The sequence below is a fragment of the Corynebacterium sp. HMSC078A10 genome (assembly GCF_001811565.1).
GTDB classification, from domain to species: domain Bacteria; phylum Actinomycetota; class Actinomycetes; order Mycobacteriales; family Mycobacteriaceae; genus Corynebacterium; species Corynebacterium hesseae.
Genome location: NZ_KV805217.1, coordinates 1 through 797, shown reverse-complemented (window position 1 = coordinate 797; position 797 = coordinate 1). Strand labels below are relative to the sequence as shown.

Sequence of the window (797 nt, the reverse complement as noted above, 5' to 3'; positions counted from 1 at the left end):
ACCATCTGCCGTACCGCGGAAATCGGACTTGCTATCACCGGTGCTGCTGATGCCGGGCCGCTGACCATCATTGAGGCCACACCAGTAGCCGTTAGCGGTGTGTGCCCGGACTGCGGACAGCCAGGAAAGTTACGCGACCACATCACCCGTCGACTCGTTGATCTTCCTGTTGTTGGATTCCCCACCAGGCTGCACGTAACAGTCCCTAGGTTCCGGTGCACAGCCGCCTCATGTAAGAGAAAGATCTTCCAAGAATCTTTAACCTGCGCTGATGACGGTGCCAAACTCACTTACCGGGTCACCCGCTGGATCTTGCAGCGCCTTGCTATTGACCGGATGAGTGTGTCAGCCACCGCCAAAGCACTCGGTGTGGGCTGGGACCTGGTCAACCAGGTCGCACTAGATGCCTGCCGCCAGCTTGTCTACGGCGACCCTCACCACCTAGACGGGGTTCGCATTCTTGGAGTCGATGAACACGTATGGAAACACACCAGAAAACCAGGCCAGGCATCAAACCTGGTGACCATACTTGTTGACCTCACCCCGCTGGTGGACGGGCGTGGGCCTGCTCGTTTGTTAGACATGCGACCGGGCAGGTCCGCCGACGTGCTCAGCGGGTGGCTGAAACAACGCAACCCCAGCTTCCGGAAGCAGATACAGGTGGTGACAATGGATGGGTTCACCGGATATGCCACCGCAGTCGAGCAGCAACTACCACAGGCGGATAAAGTCATGGACCCTTTCCATGTAGTGCATCTGGCAGCTGACAAGCTCACCAGTTGCCGACAAAGACTCCA

1 protein-coding gene is annotated in these 797 nt (G+C 57.8%); it reads left to right on the top strand.

Features of this window, described 5'->3' with window-relative positions:
* On the top strand, positions 1–797 hold a 797-nt coding region (locus tag HMPREF2808_RS08785; protein ID WP_141752597.1), incomplete at both ends, for an ISL3 family transposase.